Source organism: Streptomyces coacervatus (assembly GCF_029223485.1).
In the GTDB taxonomy this organism is placed as follows: Bacteria; Actinomycetota; Actinomycetes; order Streptomycetales; family Streptomycetaceae; genus Streptomyces; species Streptomyces coacervatus.
Genome location: NZ_JARHTP010000006.1, coordinates 422,986 through 438,813, shown reverse-complemented (window position 1 = coordinate 438,813; position 15,828 = coordinate 422,986). Strand labels below are relative to the sequence as shown.

The following is a 15,828-nucleotide window of genomic DNA, read 5'->3' as shown; positions in this document are numbered from 1 at the left end:
AGTGACCGACGGGCAGCGGCTGTTCGTCGGCGGCCGATGGGTCGAGCCGGACGGCGGCCACTACGCCGTCGTCGACCCGGCGACCGAGGAGACCATCGGGTGGGCTCCGGAGGCCTCGCGGGATCAGGTGCACGCGGCGTGTGCCGCGGCCCGCGAGGCCTTCGGGCCGTGGTCGAGGACCTCGCCCGAGGAACGGGCGGCGGTACTCGGGCGGACGGCCGACATCATCGCGAGCCGGTTCGCCCCGTACGCCGAACTGGCACAGGCGGAGACCGGTGCCACGACCGGGACGGCGCGGGCGATGCAGGTCGGGGTGGGCGTGGCCCGTTTCCGGCGGTACGCGCGCGTGGAGCCCGCGGAGTGGGCGATTCCGCCGCAGATCAACGAGGCGGGGCCGATGGGGAGGGCGGGCGTGATGGGCGCGCTGGCGGTGCGCCAGCCCGTCGGGGTCGTCACCTGCATCACGTCGTACAACAACCCGTGGGCCAACCCGGCGGGCAAGATCGCACCTGCCCTGGCCATGGGCAACACGGTGGTCGTGAAGCCGGCCCCGCAGGATCCGTTGTCCGTCTACCGCATGGCGGAGGCCCTGGAGGCGGCGGGCGCGCCGCCGGGGGTCGTCAATGTGGTGTCCGGCGAATCGGTGGAGGTGGGGGAGGCGGCGGTCGCGTCCCCCGGCGTCGACATGGTGAGCTTCACCGGCTCTACGGCGGTCGGACAGCGGATCGGTGAGGTGTGCGGGCGGTCCATGAAACGGCAGTTGATGGAGCTGGGCGGGAAGGGGGCGGCGGTCGTCTTCGACGACACGGACGTGGGCTCGGCGGTGGCCGGGATCGGGACCACCTTCTCCTTCTACAGCGGGCAGATCTGCACGGCGCCTACGCGGGTGCTGGCGCAGAGGGGTGTGTACGACCGGTTGGTCGAGCAACTGGCGTCGTATGCAGGCCGGTTGAAGGTCGGCGACCCGAGGCAGCCGGACACGGTGGTCGGCCCGGTGATCTCGGCCGCGCACCGGGAGCGGGTCGAGTCGTACGTCGAACTGGGGCGCAAGGAAGGTGCGGTGGTGGTGACGGGGGGAGAACGGCCGGGCTGTGACCGGGGCTTCTACGTTGCTCCGACCCTCCTCGCCGACTGCACCAACGACATGCGCGTGGCCCGGGAGGAGATCTTCGGGCCGGTCGTGTCCGTGATCCCCTTCGAGGACGAGGAAGAAGGGGTCGCCCTCGCCAATGACAGCGACTACGGGCTCATCGACTACGTGTGGTCGGGGGATGTGGCCCGCGCGTTCCGCGTGGCGCGGCGGCTGCGGGCGGGCGGGGTGGGCGTGAACACCGTGGGCCGCAATATGGAGGCGCCGTTCGGGGGGTTCAAGAAGAGCGGGGTGGGGCGGGATGTGGGGTCGTATGCGCTGCATGCGTACGGGGAGGTGCAGGCGATCGTTTGGCCGGGGTAGGCGCCGTCCCGTTCACTGCGTGAAGCACCACGCGGGCCCTCCACCCGCCCCGCCGCTTGGCCGACGCGCGCCTACCGCCGAAGCGGTCGGCAGGGCACCCTCGCCCCATGGAAACCACGGTGCAGGTGGATGGCGGCGAGGTCTGGGCGGACGACACCGGCGGTGACGGGATGCCCGTGGTGCTGTTGCACCCGGGGGTCGGGGACTCCCGGGTCTGGGATCCCGTGCTGCCGGGGCTGGGCGGGCTGCCGCGTGTGATCCGGTACGACGCCCGGGGGTACGGCAGGTCTCCCGCGCCCACAGTGTCGTACTCGCAGGTCGAGGATCTGAAGGCGGTCCTCGACCACTTCGGTGTACGGCGGGCGGTCCTGGCCGGTTCGAGCATGGGAGGTCAGACGGCGATCGGGCTGGCGCTGGCCGCCCCCGGCCGGGTGGCGGGCCTGGGCCTGTTCGTCCCGGGCATCTCCGGCTACCCCGACCTGGAGGTGCCGGAGGTGATGGAGCAGATCGGCAAGCTTGCGACGGCGGGTGACATGGACGGCGTCGTGGCCCTCGGCCTGCGGCTCTGGGGAGCGGCGGGCACGCCCCCGGACCAGGACGCCGCGGACGTGCTGCGGGCGGCGATCCCGGCCTGGTTCAGCACCTACGGCAAGGAGACCGAGGACGCCCCGCTCTTCGACCGCCTCGGCGAGCTCGACCTGCCCTGCACGCTGCTGCTCGGCGAGCGGGATCAGCCCCAAGTGGTGCGCTGCAACGAGGAGATGGCTTCCCGCATCCGCGGCTGCCGCCTCGTACGCCATCCCGACTGCGACCACTTCCCGACCCTGCGCGCCCCGCAGACGGTCGCCGAGATCGTCAACGAGCTGTACGGCAAGGCGGCCTGAGGGAGCTTCAGGAATCCAGGTCCACCCGTACCGTCAGCAACCCCGCCCCCATCGCCCGCACCGCCACGCTGTTCAGCGAGCGCAGTGCCCGCAGGCGGGCGATCGGGTCGTCGTCCGGCAGGAGGTGGGCCGTGCCGGTGTGCCAGCGGCCCCGCAGCCGGACCCGTACCCGCGGATCGGCCTTGATGTTGCGGATGTACTGAGCGCGCTCGCCGAACTCCGAGACCAGCCAGAACGAGTCGCCCACCCGCCGTCCGCCGACCGGCGTCCGGCGGGGCAGGCCCGAGGTGCGGCCCGTGGTCTCCAGGAGCGTCTGGAGGGGGAGACGGCGCATGACGGCGTTCAGGCGGCGCTGGAACGCCGTGACGTAGCGGTACTTGGTCTCTGAGTGGCGGGGGCGGGCCATGGTTACGGGGTTCCTGTTCTTCGGCTGCTTCGGCGGTGACGGTGTTCTTCAATGTCCCCCACCTTGCCCGGAGGAGAGGCAGCGGGTCTGAGGAACCGCACCTCACGCGCCATGTCATTAACGCCATGGACATGTCACATTAGGCGTAGACCACCCCCCACGAAAGGTCACTCCATGGCACACAAACGCCTGGCAGGCCTGACCGCCGGTGCCGTTCTGGTCGGCGCCGCCCTCCTCCTGCCGCAGACCGCGCAGGCCAGAACCACTGCGCACGTCACCGCCGACCGTGCCGCCACCCGCACGGTCGTCATCTACCGCGTACCGACGCGCCACCCCCTCCGGGACGCGGAACGGCTCGCCGACGCCGGATACGACCTGCTCGAACGTCGGCAGGGCGACAACCTGTTCGTCTCCGGAACCGCGTCGACCGCCGCCGCGCTACGGCGGCTCGGCTTCACCCCGGCGGTCGAGACCAGGCTGACGGAGACGGTCCCCTCCGCCACCGCACCCCGGCACGCCGCCGCCGTCGGCGACACCTACGACGGCGGGTACCACACCGTCACCGCCCAGTACACGCACATGGACCAGGCCGTCTCCCAACACCCCGATCTGGCAAAGGAAGTGACGTACGGTCAGTCCTGGCTCAAGCAGCAGGGGCAGGGCGGCCGCGACCTCAAAGCCATCTGCATCACCAAGCTCCAGACGAACGACTGCGCGCTCAGCCCGAACTCGACCAAGCCGCGGTTCTTCCTGATGAGCCAGATACACGCCCGCGAGCTGACCACCGGCGAGATGTCCTATCGCTGGATAGACGCGCTGATCAACGGCTACGGCAAGGACTCGGCCATCACCAAACTGATGGACACCACCGAGATGTGGGTGGTGCCCGACGCCAACCCCGACGGCGTCGACATGGTCGCGCAGGGCGGCAACAACCCCGTACTGCAACGCAAGAACGCCGACAGCTCCCACGGCAGCCGGTGCGGTGTGAGCGCGTACAGCCAGATCGGTGTCGACCTCAACCGCAACACCAGCAGCCACTGGAACACCGCCGGCACCTCCAGCGCCGCCTGCGACCAGACCTACGGCGGCCCGGCGGCCGACTCCGAGGCGGAGAACACCTCCTTGGAGAAACTGTTCCGCGAGCTGTACCCCGCGGTGCGCACCGGCACCGGTGACAGCGACCCGGCGCCGTCCACCGCCAAGGGCATGATGATCACCATGCACAGCGACGCCAGCATGGTCCTCTTCCCCTGGGAGTACGACTCCACCGTGCACACCGGCAACGACGCGTCCCTGCGCGCCCTCGCCGCCCATATGGCCTCGCTGACCGGCTACCAGTACGGCCAGGCCGGCGAGATCCTGTACGACGCCTCCGGCGGCACCGACGACTGGACGTACGACAAGCTCGGCCTCGCCAGCTTCACCATCGAGATCGGCGACAGCGACGGCGCCGGCTGCGACGGCTTCACCCCGCCGTACTCCTGCCAGGACAGCTACTTCTGGCCGAAGATCGAACCCGCCCTGCTCTACGCGGCTCAGCACTCCACCGCTCCTTACAGCACCGCATCCACGGCCCGGCGCTGATCCCCGCTCCCGAACGCGCCGGCCCCCGTTGGCCGGCGCGACGGCGGGCAAACGGGCCGATCTCGATGGTGATCACGGGCGCAGTCGGGCGACGGACAGCGTGGTCGTGGTCGGCGAGGACCCGCCCATCGGCCGGCTGTAGTCGGGGGTGGCCCGGGCGAAGGCCCATACGAGGCTGCCGTCCGGCAGGGCGGCGATGTCGCCGGCGATACGGGCGCCCACGACCTTGTCCGGAGTGACCGTCCTGCCGGACCAGTCGATCACCCGAAGATGGGTGCCGGAGAACCGCCCGGTGCAGGTGCCGTCCTTGCAGGACGCGCCGCTGATGCTCTCCCAGGAGACCAGCAGCCGGTTCTTCCCGTACGGGGCGATACGGACGTTCACATGGTCCGTGCCCGGATCGTCGGTCAGCCGGACCGGTGCACCGGCCGGGGTCGAGCCGTTCTTCAGGAAGGCGACCGCCACCTGGTGGGTGGCGGTCCGCGCGGTCACCGACCAGCCGCGCCCGCTGCTGTCCGCGCTGTTCTTGACGGCTGATGCGGCACCGCGCGAGGCGAATGCCGTCGCGTACCGGCCCGTGGTGGACCTGACCAGCCCGCCGGCGTTCCCGGGGAACGCGCCACCACAGTAACCGGCGGTGCACTGCTCCCGCTGCACCACCGGCGCCTCGTCCGGCGCGCCGATCCCGGTCGACACGAACAGGCCCGAGCGCCAGTCGTCGAAGCAGAGCGAAGTGAACGACCCGGAGGCCGTCGGGGACAGGGCGATGCCCTCGTTGTGGCTGCATCCCCAGTCCCAGCCGCCGGACAGCCGGGCGCCGGACGGGCCGACGTACGCGAGCTTGTCGCCGTAGTGGCCGTCGGCGAAGCCGCCTGCGCCGTGCACGACGAAGTACGCGCCGTACTTGCTGCCGTTCCACTTCAACTGGCTGTCCAGCACCGGGGAGGTGTCATTGCTCGCGGCTGAGGTCAGCCTGGTGCGGAAGGCGGGGGAGCCGTTCCGGTAGCGGACCAGCGCGGCTGCCGTGTCGCCCCACTTATTGCTGTCCGCGACCCTGGTCAGCAGCGCGAACCCGTCGTTGTGCGCCACCAGACCGCCGACCTCCTTGGCACCGGACACCACCGTGTCGGGGCCGCGCCGCGCGAGCGAGCCGGAGAGCGCGGTGACATGGACGCCGTCGGCGGCCGGCCAGGCCACCCGCACCGTCCCGTCCGGTGCGGCCTCCGTGTCGACACGGGTCCACTCCGGGACCTGGTTGTAGCCGGGGGTGAGATAGGGGAATGCGGCCGGCAGGGCGAGCGTCGAGATCGTCAACCCCGGTGCGGGCGAGCTGCTTCTGTGTGTCGGAGCTGACCGACGCCGGGGCTTGGCGGGGGCCTTCCGCGCACTGGGCGAGGAGGTCGGAGAGCTCAGCACATGCGTGGCCGCCGGGTGGGAGGCCGGGGCGGCGGCCGTCCTGCGGGGTGCGGCCTGGTGGGCTGCGTAAACGACCCCCGCGCCGGCGGCGACGGCCAGCACCGCGCCCACGGCGACGGCCTTCGCCGACGCGGAACCGGCGAAGCGGCCGTGCCTGGCACCGTGTTTGGCGGCGCGGTGACCAACCCGGCCCGCCGAAGGAGCCGGTGTCTGCGCCGGTGCCGCAAGCCACTTGGCCGCGAGCGGCATGGGCACCGGCACGAGGGCCAGCCCGGCCAGCAGCCGTTCCGAGGGGACCAGGCCCTGCCAGTACTCGGCGCAGGAGACGCAGTCGCGCGTATGACGGGCGAAACGCTTCCGCCAGACCGACGACGGACGCCCGTCCCACCCGTACGCCACCTCACCGAGACCGGCACACTGCGGTACGGCGGCCAGCGCGCGCACCACGACCCGAGCCGTCTCCACCTGCTGCTTCAGCCGCTGCACACGCACCGAGACATGCCCGGCCGGCAGTCCGAGCGCGCCGACCAGCTCCGCCCGGCTCAACTCCCCCGCCGCCTCCAGCCACCACAGCGCCAGCAGCTCGCGGTCGTCCGCGTCCAGCCACCGCGTGGCCAGCGCGGTCTCCCGCCGCTGGTCGGACAGTTCGAGCCGCAGGATGGTCAGATCGACGAAGTCGGCGCCCGGGTCGGCCGCGTCCAGCGACGCCTCGAACCCCTCGCCGTACGCCACCGGTTGCGCCTGCCGGGCCCGCCACCGGTCCCGTACCTGCCGCATCGCGATCGCCACGAGCCACGAGCGGAACGCGGCCGGATCACGCAGCTCGCCCAGGTGGTCCACCGCACGGATCAGCGTCTCCTGCACGGCGTCGTCCACGTCGAGGTGCCCGTCCAGGGCTCGGCCGACGATGTTGTAGAGCAGCGGCAGACACCTGGCCAGCAACTCGTCGAGGGCCCGCCGGTCCCCGCCCCGCGCCGCCACCACCAGCGCCGTATCGACGCGCTCGTCCCGCTCCACAGCTCGCATTCCTCGCTCCCCTGCTCTCTGCCCTGCGCGGGCCGTCTCCTGTGCGTCATGCGTCGTGCGTCGGATGCATGGGAGACGGCCCGTGCAGCACCCGGAAAACACAAATCGGCGAAACGGTTTCCCGAGACCGCTCAGAGCACCGGGCAGGACGGGAATCTGCACGACGGGAGTGACACTCCCTAGTGGTGTGGCGCGCCGGAAAGGTTGGCGGTTCGGAGGAGCTTTTACCAGGACGGGGTCACCGTGCGGGGCTTACGGTCCAGCAGCGATGGCAGCGGCACGGGGGCCATGCCAGTGAGTCGGGCGCAGCGGGGCATCAGTACGAGGCCTGTGCTGTGACGCCACCTACGCACCCGGTACCCGGTTTCCCGCCGTGGTGGATCTCGCCTCGGAGTTCGACGTAGCCGCGTCAACGGTGCAGAAGGCTGTGGCCACCCTCCGCGCGGAGGGGCGTCTCCGCACTGTGCTGGGGCAAGGCTCGTTCGTCGCCGACCGGTCGACCCAAGGTGACAACTAATCTGCTCTGCCATGGACGCCCCCCGGCCCCACACCAACCCTGACTCCGACTACCAGGTGTGCAGGATCTGCCCCTCGCTCCGCTTCCCTCGCGAGGACTTCGTGATCTACGACCGGCCGAACCGCGAGTGCCCGTTCAACCAGGCCGACGGTTACCGGTACACAGCCGAGGGGACTCCGGCCTGCGTCCACCCGCACAAGATCGGGCTGGAGCCGGACCGTATCGCGCCGACGTACACGCCGGAGCCCCCGGGTGAGGAGGCTGCTACGCCGTCGCCAGGGCGGAGATGGCGGGGATGGAGACCTTCCTTCCGCGCTCGGTGACACCGATCGTGGCGTAGACCCCGTCGAGGGCTTGGCGGCGGCGCTCGGTTTGGGCGGCGCCGATCCAGAAGCGCTCGTTCACCGGCCCGAAGGCCTCGCGGTAGCACCGGTGGGTGTAGTCGCCGAAGTCCCAGGTTCCGCCGGCCTGTCCGTCCTCCATGTCCGTCATGTGCACGAACAGCATGCCGGTGCGCTCGTGGCGAACGGGCTCGGCGAGGACGTCCCCGAATGGGTCGCGTACTTCGACGCTGCCGAGCACGCCGGTGCCCGCGCGGTCTCCGTCCGGGACCTTGCCGGGCTTGGCCGTCCCCGCAAACAAGCGAGCACCCACTTCGAGGATGCGCTGAAACTCAGGAAGCCGGGGTTCGACCGCGTCCGCGTCATGGACCGCATTGGGCTCGCCGCCGCGCTGTTCGACGAGGGCGAGGCCGAGAGGGGCGCGGCGGCGGCCCAGCAGGCGCTCGACGACGCCGCTCGGGTTGACTCCACACTGGTGGCCTCCCGGCTCAACAGTCTGCTCGACGCGGCCCGTCCGTACGAGACCGCCGCCGTCCACGAGGTGCGTACGAGGGCGAAGGATCTCGCCGCCGCCCGGCCGACCACCATCGCGGCCTGAGACCATCGAGCGCATGGGCAAGCACAGCCGTCCCGGACCGCCGAACCAGCCGACGCGCGCTCTCCCGCGCGTCGATGCCGACGACCCGCTCGCCGCGTACACCAAGCGGCGACGTCCCCCGATGGACCAGTACCGGCGTTACCGGCCGCTGCACGGCGGTGCCAGCCACTGTCGGCCCGAGGAACCCAGGGCCTTGGAGGAGTGGGATGGTTTCGCCTACGTCCCTGTCGGCACTGCCCCCGACCTCGCAGCAGCCACAGCCTGGGCTCACGGGCTCGACTCCCACGAATCGACCGATCAGGAATAGGGATGGCTCGGTGCCCTGCGCCGGATCTTCAAGCCTCTGCCGCCCGTCGCAGGAACCGCCACGACGGTCATCTCGGCGGATGCAGCCGGGGCGGCCTTCAATGCGACGCCGTCGGGCCATGCGGCGGTCGTGGCGGATCCGGCCGATGGTCCGGCCATGGGCTCACCGTCCGGCGGATGACTTCAACAGGTCGATCAGGGCGCCGAAGGCGATGGGGCTGACGGTGACGATGGTCCGGGGCGGGTCGTTGTCGGTGAGGTGGACGGCGTCCGGGGTAGTGGATATGTGGACGCAGGCCTCCCCCTCTTGGCAGTGGGACGACTTCCGCCAGGTGCGCCTGGTCATTTCGGCTCCTTCACAGCTTCTGGGCGATGGAATGGATCAGGTCCCGGGACTTCTCGGGGCTGAGAGCGGCGGCCTCGACGACGTCCAGGAGGCGCCGGTACTTCTCCAGGTGGGCTTCGGCGTCCAGGAGCACCGGACCGTGGAACTGGTCCAACTGCACGGTGTCCAGCAGCGGTACGGGACCGCACAGGTAGTTGATGGACTGGCCCGACCCGGGAAACGCTCCTACGTCGAAGGGGAGCACGCGCAGGGTGATGTGCTCCCGCTCGCTCATGTCGAGCAGGTGCCGTAGCTGATCGCGCGCCACGCGCCGACCGCCGACCCGCATGTGCAGGGCGGCCTCGTGGACGACAGTGCTGTACGGATTCGGGTCGTCGCGGAACACGAAGTCCTGGCGCTTGATCCGGTGCGAGACGCGATGCTCCACCTCTGGCGGGGTGGGGGCCGGGATGGCATGGCTGAAGATCTCCCGGGCGTGCTCGGCGGTCTGGAGCATGCCGGGGATGTGGGCGGTGAAGGCGGTACGGACGGCCGTCGCGTGGTGCTCCAACTCGGCGAGGTTGAGCAGCCCCGACGGAAGCACCTCGCGATACGCCTCCCACCACCAGCCGCGGGTCTTCTCGGCCGCCATGTCCGCGAGGGCGTCGACGTAGGGCTGGTTCGTGCACGAGTAGATGCCGGCCATCGCCCGCACGCGGTCCGGACTCACGCCGAACCTGGCCGACTCGACATTGCTGAGTTGACCCGAACTCGTGCCGAGCAGCTGCGCGGCCTCGGTCGAGGTCAGCCCCGCCCGTTCACGGAGTTTGCGCAGCTCGGTGGCGAGCCGGACGCGTCGGGCTGTCGGCGCGGGCCTTGGCGTCATGAGACCTCCTCCTACCGGGCGTACGGCGAGCTTGTCACCCACACGAGGGAGAAAGCGCATAGATTCTTCGAATTTCCGCAAAGGAACTTTGCGAGACCCTTATCGTCATATCCAGGCACCCCGCCTGGAAGCGCACCGTGGGACGCCGCGGCCGAGACACCAGGCATCCGTCCAACTCCCCTGTGTGATCGGAGACTTCCGTTGGCCACCGTATCCCCGTCCTGGAACTACACCCTGCATCTCCCGCGCGATCCACGCGCATCGGGCATCGCGAGGGGCACTCTCAGACTGATTCTCGCCGCTCACGAGATGCCCGAGCTCACCCCCACCGCGGAGCTCCTGGCGGCGGAGCTTCTGGCCAACTCGCACTGCCACACCAAGGGGCCTTACAGCCTCCGCCTGCTCTCGACGCAGCCTGGCCGGGTCCGGGTGGCCGTCTGGGACACCGACCCGCGGGTACCGCCGGGCTTCGCGAACGACGCGGCTCCCGAACCCCCGCCGGACGCCGAGCACGGCCGAGGACTGCACCTGGTGCGGGCTTTTGCGGACGCACGCGGCGTATCCGTGCTCCGTGAGCTGGGCGCGTCGAAGGGCGGCAAGCTGCTGTGGGCCGAGTGCGGGGGCGGGGCGGCGACGTGGTGAGCGGGCTGCCGGAGATCCGGACCGTGGACGACCTGCGCAGTGCGCTCAGCCGCTACGGCTTCCCGGGCGACCGGGAGCGGTTCGAGGAGGAGCTGGCGGCCGCCATAGGAGCCTCCCCGACCGACGACCTCGCGGCCGCTGCAGCCGTGTTTCGGGCCTACCGGCACCGGGTTCTGATCAGGAACTCGCCCGAGATCATGGCGGTCCTGGAAGACGCTCGCGCGGAAGACGGCGGCGCGTGAACGAAATCCCGTTGGAGGAGGCCGAGCTCGCCAGGAAGGCGTTCGGCGACCTGACGGAGGGGGAGCGGGACGTCGTCCGGGAGGCGCTCTCGGCCATCGCTTGCGACCCGGCGATGGGCCGAGATTTCTGGCTGGCGGCCTCCGTCCGTGGAATACACGTACACGACACCCCTCGCTCGTGACTCGTGATCCACAGGTGGTGGATTGACCTACCGCCGCCCCAACTCCGCCCGTATGTCGGTCGCGTACGCCGACTTGCGTCGATGCACCTCTGAACTGGTGGGCTCACGTCCTGCGGGAGCCCACCATGAGCCCCTACTTGCCGATGGTCACGCTAGTGCGAACTCATGCGAGATGCCCGTTACGACAGCATTTCCACTTTCGGAGCAAGCGCGACTCGACGTGGCTCCGTACCTGTCCCTGGGGATGGGGGTGACCCATTTACCGTAGACCGTGAGCCTTTTCCAACCTCATTTCGTGCAGGCCAGATGCAGAGTGATACTGGCTCGGACGACGTGCGGCACCAGTTCGCGGCCGTGGCCCTCCTAGCCGTTGGACCATGTCCTGCTCGTCACCGTCGGCACCAGCTTCCCCACAGCCGCCCATCGCGCCTCCTGCGCCGGCCTCGCCCCGACCACGAAATCCTCGGGGACCTCGATCCACGGCGGACACGCGCCACGGGCGGCAGCCGGCAGCTCAAACGGGCGGCGCCCGTCCGCGTTCGCTGGCCTGCACGATCCCGCCTCCCGCAGCTCCAGCTACTTATGACCGCTGCCGGGCCCGCGGGAAGACCCACACGCAGGCTCTGCTCCGCCTGGCCCGCCACCGCATCAGCGTGCTGTTCGCGATGCTCCGAGACGGCACCCTCTGCGAACCCAGAACCGCACGCAGCGCTTGACGAAAAGCACAGAGGCACCCCGCCGCCATCGTTTCTGCCCTCATTCGCCGGGCGGGCCGGGGGTTGCCCTCAGAAGCCGCACCTCAACTGCCGTCCGCGCAGCGTCCCTCCAGACTTCGCGTGTCCCTGGGACACATCCAGGGATGAGAGGTGCCCTGGGATGCGTCCCAGGGATGCCCCGCGGCACAGCCCCCGGCCAGCCGGGGGGGTGAGGTGGGAGCGCGCGGCCTTCGTGCCCGCAGCCACCTTGCTGAGCAGCGACGACGCCCTGAAGATCACGATCTGCAGCTGCCGTGCGTGACGTGCTGTCACCATCCCGCCGCGTCCCAGGGGGGGACCTCGGCGTACTTGAGGTGCTCGCCGACGTGGCACCTGGCATTAGGTTCGCCGCAGGCTGGTCGCCGCGGGGGCAGAGAGCGCGCGGTGAACCAGGCTGACCGCCCTGCTGCACGACACGTTCTGAGGATGGGTCAGGTGCGGTAGGCAGCAATCACGGAGGAGCAGGAAACACCGATGCGTAGCAAGCGAATAGTCCAGGCTTTGATGACGGCGGCCGCGATCCCGGCCATTGTTGTGGGCGTCTCGCCCCAGGCCTTTGCCGGCAGCGGCATCACGTGGGCGGACGTTCATACCGGTTACTGCCTTGAGTACCTGACCGACGCCTTCGGCAACCTCGTCGAGGTCCAGACCAACTCGTGTGGAGGCGGGAACCAGGACTGGGCGGACTACCAGAACAGCGACGGCAGCTGGTTCGAGAAGGCCGGGGGCAAGAACGTCTGCCTGACGATGTACTCGGACCATGACGTGTACCTGGAAGGCTGCAGGGGCAACGACTGGGAGCGCTGGTACGAGGAGCGTCAGTCGGACGGGCACTGGAAGCTGAAGAACAAGGCCACCGGGTGGTACCTCGACAGTAACTGGAACCACGAGGTGTACGGGGAGCCGGCGAACGCCGGCGACTATCAGGAATGGAAGTAGTCGTCCCCGGCCCGGCCGTGCGCTGAAGACACCGCTGGCTGAGTTCCGCGTCGGCCTGCGCGAGAGCGGACCGGCGCCGAAGTGCCCGCCGGTGGCGCCGAACCCGACTTTGCCGAAGGGCTGACGCGGACCCGCCTCGGCCCGGCGACCTGCACTGCTTGATGTGCTCCTCGGGGTTCACCCCGAGGAGCACATCACGTCCAACGGCCTTGAGCCGTTTCCAAGCTGTCGGTTCTGACCGCGAGTTGTACAGTCCTGCGCAACGACGAAGCTCCTGGTAGACGGGTTCTCGACCAAGATCACCTGTGTCCGCCAGGAGCTTCGCGTGCTTGTCTACCCGTCCTCGATTGATCTGTGCAGCCGCACTTTGCCGTTCCTGACGGGACAACTGACCGTGAGGCGTAAGGAGATCGGGACGCGGTGGCGACGTCTCTCCGCTGCACGTCAGGCCCTGCTCGCCCTGGCTCATCTGCGGTGCGGAGACACCTACGCACAACTCGCCGCCGGGTTCGGCATCGGGATCGCGACCGTCTACCGCTACATACGTGAAGCCGTCGAGGTCCTGCCCACCCTCGCCCCGTCCCTGGCCGAGGCGATGAGGGCGATCCGAGCGAAGGCGTTCGTCATCCTCGACGGCACCCTGCTGCCGATCGACCGCATCGCCGCCGACACCCCGTACTACTCGGGGAAACACAAACGCCACGGCATGAACGTCCAGGTCCTCACCGATCCGTTCGGACGGCTACTCTGGGCCTCGCCCGCGCTGCCCGGCTCCACGCACGACCTCACCGCCGCACGGCAACACGGAATCATTGAAGCCCTCGCCGATGCGGGGCTCAGGTGCTGGGCCGATAAGGCGTATCAAGGCGCCGGCGACCTTGTCCGGGTGCCGTTTCGAGGCCGCCGTCTCAAGCGATGGAAGCGCCGCCACAACACCACCCACGCCAAGATCCGCTGTGTCGGCGAGCAGGCGATGGCCACCCTCAAAGGCTGGCGCCTCCTGCGGAAACTCCGCTGCAGCACCAACCGCATCACCGACGTCGTGAAAGCCGTCCTGGTCCTTCACCATGCATCAGCGTGAGGTTGGAAAACGCTCAATGCCGTGTAGGGACGGATGCCCCGCGGCGCACCCGCTCGGGGTGTGCCGCGAGACACTGCGGCTCGGCGTCGCACCCTAGGGCTTGACGAGGGCGTTTTCCTTGCCGATGCCGGACTTGTTGCCCTCGGTGTAGAGGCTCAGCTCTCCGTCCGACCAGCGGACGAGAGTGTCGTCAGGCCACGGGTTGTCGCTGAAGTCCCCGCCCGTGACGAGCATGGCGTGCTCCCACAGGTCGTTGGGGGCCTTCCACTTGTGCTCGCCCCAGGTGTCACCGGTGCCGGTGAAGTCGTCGTACAGCGTGAGCTCACCGTCGGACCAGCGCACGACGAGATCCCACGTGTCGCCCTGTGTGTAGTCGCCGGAGCCGATCTCAACGGCGTGGGTCCAGAGCCTGTTCGGGTTGACGACCTTGATCTCCTTGCCGAGGCTGGTCCCCGTGTTCTGGTACAGCGTCAGTTCGCCGTCGGACCAGCGCACGACGAGGTCGTCCTGCCACTTATTTCCGCCGTAACGGCCGGCGGTCATCGCCTCGGCGTGCTTCCACGTCTCGTTCGGCGCGACGATCTGCTTCTCGCCGTGGAAGCCGTTCTCGTCCACCGATGGGTACAGCGTGACCTCGCCGTCCGACCAGAGCACGAGCAGGTCGGAACCGTTGTCACCGGTGAAGTCGCCGGCTACGACCTGCTTGGCGTGGTCGGCCCACAGCTTGTTCGGCTTCTGGACCTTGAGCTCCTTGTCGAAGTAGTTCAGGCTCTTGTCCGCGCCGCGGTAGATCGTCAGCTCGCCGTCCGACCACAGGACGAACATGTCCATGCGGTCTTCGGAGACCGGCCCGTTGAGGGCGAAAAAGCCGGAGGCGATGTCCTTGGCGTGCTTCCACGTCGACGCGGCCGGCAGTACGACGGGGGCCGGCATCTTCCCCGCCACGGCTGCGTCGTAGATCCGCTTGAGGTCGCTGTCGAAGTACGAGGAGTAGGACGTGTCGTTGCTGTGTCCGCCGGTCTGCCAGCCCCCCGTCACGCCGATGACCTGCGGGTGGTCGCCACCGATGATGAAGGGGCCGCCCGAGGTCCCGCGCACGTAGCCTTCGCAGTCGATCTGGGAGAATGTGCCGCCCTTCCAGTCGCCTGAACTGGCGGTGGTGAACTTCTTCATCGGCGAGGTGCAGTCGAGCGGGTCCTGATGGGGCTTGTACTTGCCGTCGTCGTCCGGCAGCCACGGGTAGCCGATGACCCTGGTCTTGGGATGGTCGAAGCCTGTGCCGTACCCGATCGGTATCGCTCCCACCACGTCCTGGACGTTTTTGCCGTCCGAGCGGGGCTCGGTCTTCAGCAGGGCGAAGTCCAGGTCCGTGTAGTCATGGTCACCGCCCTTGCGCAGGTAGCGTGGGTCGGCGTAGATCTGCCCGACCTTGATCGGGAAGAGGCCGTACGGCTTGGGGTCGGCCTGGTGGTGCTTGGGCACGAACACGAGCTTCTTGTGCTGGTCGGTGCTGTCGAAGCAGTGCGCAGCGGTCAGCACCAGATCCTTGCTCGGGGAAGGGACTACGGTTCCGGCGCAGAACCGGTAGTTCAGGTCGCTGTCCTGCCAGAAGAATGTGCCGACCTCCTTGATGCCCCCGAACGTGTGCGAGGGCGAGGTCCGGGCGACGGCCTTGCCGCGCTGGGAACCGGCTGTCTGCTCCGGCAGGGGCTGGTCCTCGTTGACCGGGACGGCCTGTGCCATGCGCTCCGGGGTCCAGAACTTCTCCAACTCCGTCGTGGGCGCCGTGTCCCCGGGAGTGCCGCTCGCGCTTGGCGATGCGCTGGGCGTGTCCGGCGGGGTGGACGGAGAGGCGGGCGGCGTGCTGGCCGCCGTGCCCGTGGAGGGCGACGCGGACGGCGTGCCCGGAGCGGTCGGTGTGGCCTCCTCGGAAGGGGAGGCGGACGGTGACGAACCGAGCGGCGAGCTGCTCGGTCCCCCTGTCACGGAAGGTGTGGAATCGGCCCATGCGGACGTCGAGATGAAGGTAGCCGCTATCGCGGTGGCGGCAACCAGGCTGTGTCTCAGCCTCAAGTTTCCCCCTTGCTGAGGTGTTCACGAGCCGTGGTCAGCGGCCCGGTCTGTTGCGATCTTGGACCCTAGCCGCACCCATCCTCGAACGTAAAGGCGATGCCATGAAGCAACCAAGGGACTGTGAAATGGCTCTAACGAGCTGGACTGTTAAGGGCGCACAGCGAGGGGG

The 15,828-nt window shown here is 69.3% G+C and carries 18 protein-coding genes and 1 pseudogene; 13 read left to right on the top strand and 6 right to left on the bottom strand.

Going from position 1 to position 15,828, the window contains the following annotated elements; genetic code table 11:
* Window position 1 precedes the first annotated feature (1 nt).
* Together P2Q00_RS17815 and P2Q00_RS17810 are read left to right on the top strand one after the other, a co-directional pair.
* Entirely contained in the window at window positions 2–1,453 is a 1,452-nt protein-coding gene (locus tag P2Q00_RS17815) for an aldehyde dehydrogenase family protein (protein WP_425579568.1), read from the top strand.
* Between the two features lie 107 nt (window positions 1,454–1,560).
* Window positions 1,561–2,337 carry an alpha/beta fold hydrolase gene (locus tag P2Q00_RS17810; RefSeq protein ID WP_275773528.1) on the top strand — a complete coding sequence of 259 codons (777 nt, stop codon included), beginning with the start codon at window positions 1,561–1,563 and terminating at the stop codon, window positions 2,335–2,337.
* 7 nt (window positions 2,338–2,344) lie between these two features.
* Here P2Q00_RS17810 and P2Q00_RS17805 read toward each other — a convergent pair whose 3' ends face one another.
* Window positions 2,345–2,743 carry a nitroreductase/quinone reductase family protein gene (locus P2Q00_RS17805; protein WP_275773527.1) on the bottom strand — a complete coding sequence of 133 codons (399 nt, stop codon included), beginning with the start codon at window positions 2,741–2,743 and terminating at the stop codon, window positions 2,345–2,347.
* A gap of 174 nt (window positions 2,744–2,917) precedes the next feature.
* On the opposite strand from P2Q00_RS17805, the gene P2Q00_RS17800 reads away from it, so the two are divergent.
* Entirely contained in the window at window positions 2,918–4,330 is a 1,413-nt protein-coding gene (locus P2Q00_RS17800; RefSeq protein ID WP_275773526.1) for a M14 family zinc carboxypeptidase, read from the top strand.
* A 72-nt stretch (window positions 4,331–4,402) separates the two neighbouring features.
* Here P2Q00_RS17800 and P2Q00_RS17795 read toward each other — a convergent pair whose 3' ends face one another.
* A complete protein-coding gene (locus tag P2Q00_RS17795) occupies window positions 4,403–6,772 on the bottom strand; it encodes a sigma-70 family RNA polymerase sigma factor (RefSeq protein WP_275773525.1) in 2,370 nt (789 codons plus the stop codon).
* 328 nt (window positions 6,773–7,100) lie between these two features.
* Here P2Q00_RS17795 and P2Q00_RS17790 point away from each other — a divergent pair, with 328 nt between their 5' ends.
* Window positions 7,101–7,289 carry a GntR family transcriptional regulator gene (locus tag P2Q00_RS17790; protein ID WP_275773606.1) on the top strand — a complete coding sequence of 63 codons (189 nt, stop codon included), beginning with the start codon at window positions 7,101–7,103 and terminating at the stop codon, window positions 7,287–7,289.
* Window positions 7,290–7,553: 264 nt separating this feature from the next.
* On the opposite strand, the gene P2Q00_RS17785 is transcribed toward P2Q00_RS17790, so the two are convergent.
* Window positions 7,554–7,781 carry a hypothetical protein gene (locus tag P2Q00_RS17785; RefSeq protein WP_275773524.1) on the bottom strand — a complete coding sequence of 76 codons (228 nt, stop codon included), beginning with the start codon at window positions 7,779–7,781 and terminating at the stop codon, window positions 7,554–7,556.
* Between P2Q00_RS17785 and P2Q00_RS17780 the strand changes: the two genes are divergently transcribed.
* Both P2Q00_RS17780 and P2Q00_RS17775 read left to right on the top strand, forming a co-directional pair.
* Window positions 7,782–8,228: a hypothetical protein gene (locus tag P2Q00_RS17780; RefSeq protein ID WP_275773523.1), complete on the top strand. Its 447-nt coding sequence runs from the start codon at window positions 7,782–7,784 to the stop codon at window positions 8,226–8,228.
* 13 nt (window positions 8,229–8,241) lie between these two features.
* Window positions 8,242–8,535: a DUF6087 family protein gene (locus tag P2Q00_RS17775; protein ID WP_275773522.1), complete on the top strand. Its 294-nt coding sequence runs from the start codon at window positions 8,242–8,244 to the stop codon at window positions 8,533–8,535.
* A 162-nt stretch (window positions 8,536–8,697) separates the two neighbouring features.
* Here the strand turns inward: P2Q00_RS17775 and P2Q00_RS17770 are convergent, their stop codons facing one another.
* Window positions 8,698–8,880, bottom strand: a complete 183-nt coding sequence (locus tag P2Q00_RS17770; protein WP_275773521.1) for a DUF397 domain-containing protein — start codon at window positions 8,878–8,880, stop codon at window positions 8,698–8,700.
* Window positions 8,881–8,890: 10 nt separating this feature from the next.
* Window positions 8,891–9,745, bottom strand: coding sequence for a helix-turn-helix domain-containing protein (locus P2Q00_RS17765; protein ID WP_275773520.1), 855 nt, complete (start codon window positions 9,743–9,745; stop codon window positions 8,891–8,893).
* Window positions 9,746–9,946: 201 nt separating this feature from the next.
* Between P2Q00_RS17765 and P2Q00_RS17760 the strand changes: the two genes are divergently transcribed.
* From P2Q00_RS17760 to P2Q00_RS17735, 6 genes and pseudogenes are all read left to right on the top strand, one after another.
* Window positions 9,947–10,387 (top strand): ATP-binding protein, encoded by a 441-nt coding sequence (locus tag P2Q00_RS17760; RefSeq protein ID WP_275773519.1) that lies wholly within the window; start codon window positions 9,947–9,949, stop codon window positions 10,385–10,387.
* Window positions 10,384–10,629: a hypothetical protein gene (locus P2Q00_RS17755; RefSeq protein WP_275773518.1), complete on the top strand. Its 246-nt coding sequence runs from the start codon at window positions 10,384–10,386 to the stop codon at window positions 10,627–10,629. Before P2Q00_RS17760 ends, P2Q00_RS17755 begins: the two co-directional genes overlap by 4 nt.
* Window positions 10,626–10,811 (top strand): hypothetical protein, encoded by a 186-nt coding sequence (locus tag P2Q00_RS17750; RefSeq protein ID WP_275773517.1) that lies wholly within the window; start codon window positions 10,626–10,628, stop codon window positions 10,809–10,811. The genes P2Q00_RS17755 and P2Q00_RS17750 overlap by 4 nt, the downstream gene beginning before the upstream one ends.
* A 379-nt stretch (window positions 10,812–11,190) precedes the next feature.
* A pseudogene (locus P2Q00_RS17745) lies at window positions 11,191–11,527 on the top strand (transposase); the annotation flags it as partial.
* Window positions 11,528–12,040: 513 nt separating this feature from the next.
* Entirely contained in the window at window positions 12,041–12,505 is a 465-nt protein-coding gene (locus tag P2Q00_RS17740; RefSeq protein WP_275773516.1) for an RICIN domain-containing protein, read from the top strand.
* A 325-nt stretch (window positions 12,506–12,830) separates the two neighbouring features.
* Window positions 12,831–13,586, top strand: a complete 756-nt coding sequence (locus tag P2Q00_RS17735) for a transposase family protein (protein ID WP_275773515.1) — start codon at window positions 12,831–12,833, stop codon at window positions 13,584–13,586.
* A 93-nt stretch (window positions 13,587–13,679) separates the two neighbouring features.
* Here P2Q00_RS17735 and P2Q00_RS17730 read toward each other — a convergent pair whose 3' ends face one another.
* Window positions 13,680–15,329: a trypsin-like serine peptidase gene (locus P2Q00_RS17730; protein WP_275773514.1), complete on the bottom strand. Its 1,650-nt coding sequence runs from the start codon at window positions 15,327–15,329 to the stop codon at window positions 13,680–13,682.
* Between P2Q00_RS17730 and P2Q00_RS17725 the strand changes: the two genes are divergently transcribed.
* A complete protein-coding gene (locus P2Q00_RS17725; protein ID WP_275773513.1) occupies window positions 15,328–15,675 on the top strand; it encodes a hypothetical protein in 348 nt (115 codons plus the stop codon). The genes P2Q00_RS17730 and P2Q00_RS17725 overlap by 2 nt on opposite strands.
* Window positions 15,676–15,828 lie beyond the last annotated feature (153 nt).